We start from the raw sequence: 2,450 nt of genomic DNA on the forward strand, positions 1-2,450 counted from the left end.
CGGATCGATGGCGACGAAGAAGGTGACGAGGGCGGAGAGAAAGAGTTCGGTCATGGCATAAATCCTGATTGAGGTTCCGCATAACGGGGCCCGCGACAGAGGTCACGAAAATTCTTGCCCGGGTGCCGCAGGGTAGCCATGAATTTATGCGACAGCTTGGCTGTGAGGCGATGCAGTTTCGCCGGATCGGGCGCATTCCGCTTGTGCGGACGGGTATCGGGTCTAGTGTCCCGGGCCTGCCATCGGGGATTACACATGACATTCAACCGGATCACGCTCGGCCTCATCGCCGCCCTGTCTGTCACGCTGGCCGGTTGCGGCGGCGGTGAGCCCGACAATGGCACCACGCTCAATCGCGGCAATCGCATCGAGCCCTTGAGCCTGGATCCGGACCTGGCTCAGATCTCCGACGAGCGCACCATCGTCTCCGATCTCTTCGTCGGCCTGTATGAGCCGGCCGCCGATGCCCAGCCCATCCTGGCGCTGGCCGAAAGTGCCGCGATCTCCGATGACGGGCTGGTCTGGACCTTCACCCTGCGCGATGACGCCTTCTGGTCGGATGGTGAACCGGTCACCGCGGAGGATGTGGTGTTCGGCCTGCAGCGCCCGCTCGATCCGCTGACCGGCAATCAGTTCGCAGCGCCGCTGCTGATGATCGCCAATGCCCAGGAGATTTATGAGGGGCGAGCGCCCGTGGACACGCTGGGTGTCCGCGCCCTGGATGCGCGCACCGTCGAGCTGAGCCTCAACTATCCGGCGCCCTATCTGCCGACCGTGCTGATGTATTACGGTCAGCCGATCCCCAGACACGCCATCGAGGCGTTTGGCGATCGCTGGGCGCGGCCGGAGAACATGGTCTCCAGCGGGCCCTATACCCTCGCCGAATGGCGCTCCAATAATTACATTCATCTTGTTGCCAATCCCTACTTCTACGACGCGGACGAGGTCTGCCTGACCGATATCTACTACTTCCCGACCGTCAATACCGCGGCGGCGGAGCGCCGGGTGCGCTCGGGCGAGCTTGATCTCAATGTCGATTTCGCCAGCTCGAACACGCAATTCCTGCTCGAGCACAATCCGGAGCTGGTGCAATCGGTGCCCGGCTTCACCATCCGCACGATCGATTTCAACAATACCTCGCCGCCCTTCGACAACCCGCAAGTCCGCCGCGCCCTGTCGCTGGCCATCAACCGCAATTTCCTGACCCAGGACGTGCTCGGCGGCTTCGATGCGCCGGCCTTCCGGGTCGTGCCGGCCGGCCTTCATGGCCGGCTCGACGGGCCGCGCCTGGATTATGCCGACCAGCCGATGGACCAGCGCCGCGCCGAGGCCCGGCGCCTGCTCGAGGGCGCCGGTTTTGGCCCGGACAATCCGCTGGTGTTCGAGTTCAACTACCAGCCCGCGGCCAGCTGGCCGCGCATCGTGCCGGTGATCCAGCAGGACTGGATGACTATCGCGCCCTGGGTCCAGGTCGAGGTCGTCACCAGCGACAGCCAGATCCATTATGACCGCATGCGCGGCGGTGATTTCCAGGTCTCGACCTCGGGCTGGCGGCCGGATTTCAACGACCCCTATGGCATCCTCTTCCAGTACGAGACCCGCGCCGGCGAGATCAATTATTCGCGCTGGACCGACCCCGCCTTCGACGCCCTGACCGATGCGGCCGTGCGCACGCCCGACGAGGCCGAACACAACGCGCTGCTGGCGCAGGCCGAGCAGTATTTCCTCGACCAGACCCCGGTCATCCCGGTCTTCTTTGAAGCCAATCGCCAACTGGTCAGTCCGCGCGTCACCGGCTGGATCTCCAATCCGGACCAGATCAATCTGAGCCGCTGGCTGTGCCTGGCCCAGCCGGGCGAGGGCGCAGCGGAAGACTAGCTCGCCGCTTCAATCCCCGCCTCAACCGGGTTCTTCCCAGCCCTGGGGCATGGCTTCACCGGCCAGCTCCCAGCTCTCCGCCCAGCGCGGTTCGGGCAGGGGCTGGCCGGCGGCGCGGGCGGCGCGCAGGGCGGCGGCGTCGTCCTCGATCTGCCGGTTGATTTCAATCCCCTCCAGCCCGAGCCCGGCCGCTGCGTATGCGGCAGCCCGGGCCCGGCGCCGGGCCATCTCGCTTTCCGCGTCCAGCTTCAGGCGTTCGCGCGACAGCGCCATTTCGGCCCGCGTCTGGGCGAAGAAATCGCGGGCAAGGCCGAGCAATTGCCGCGCCGCGCGGCCATCGCCGTCGCGTATCGCCCCGGCAGCGGCGACCAGGGCGGCATGGCCGGTCTGCCCCGGGTCGGGCGGTGCGTTGTCAGGGCGGTGGTTTGTGCGGTGGTGGATGGTGCGATGCGTGGGTTGCGAGCGACGGCTCATGGTGTGTCTCCTTGTCTGTGTGGCTTCGGCCGGCAGGCCGATAAGCGCCACGGTGTCGCCACCTGGCGGGATGAGGGGTGCGGGGCGCCGGCCGGGGC

Annotated in this window: 2 protein-coding genes; one reads left to right on the forward strand and one right to left on the reverse strand. The window is 66.4% G+C overall.

Features of this window, described 5'->3' with window-relative positions; genetic code table 11:
• Positions 1-255: 255 nt before the first annotated feature.
• A complete protein-coding gene (locus tag AAC023_RS14305) occupies positions 256-1,878 on the forward strand; it encodes a peptide ABC transporter substrate-binding protein (protein ID WP_339741953.1) in 1,623 nt (540 codons plus the stop codon).
• 21 nt (positions 1,879-1,899) lie between these two features.
• On the opposite strand, the gene AAC023_RS14310 is transcribed toward AAC023_RS14305, so the two are convergent.
• On the reverse strand, positions 1,900-2,352 hold the full coding sequence (locus AAC023_RS14310) for a hypothetical protein (protein WP_339741956.1): 453 nt from the start codon (positions 2,350-2,352) through the stop codon (positions 1,900-1,902).
• Positions 2,353-2,450 lie beyond the last annotated feature (98 nt).

The sequence above is a fragment of the uncultured Maricaulis sp. genome, from assembly GCF_963976135.1.
GTDB lineage: Bacteria > Pseudomonadota > Alphaproteobacteria > Caulobacterales > Maricaulaceae > Maricaulis.

Coding starts and splice junctions, on each gene's coding strand:
- AAC023_RS14310 (WP_339741956.1), bottom strand. CDS start 2,352: ATGAGCCGTCGCTCGCAACCCACGCATCGCACCATCCACCACCGCACA.
- AAC023_RS14305 (WP_339741953.1), top strand. CDS start 256: ATGACATTCAACCGGATCACGCTCGGCCTCATCGCCGCCCTGTCTGTC.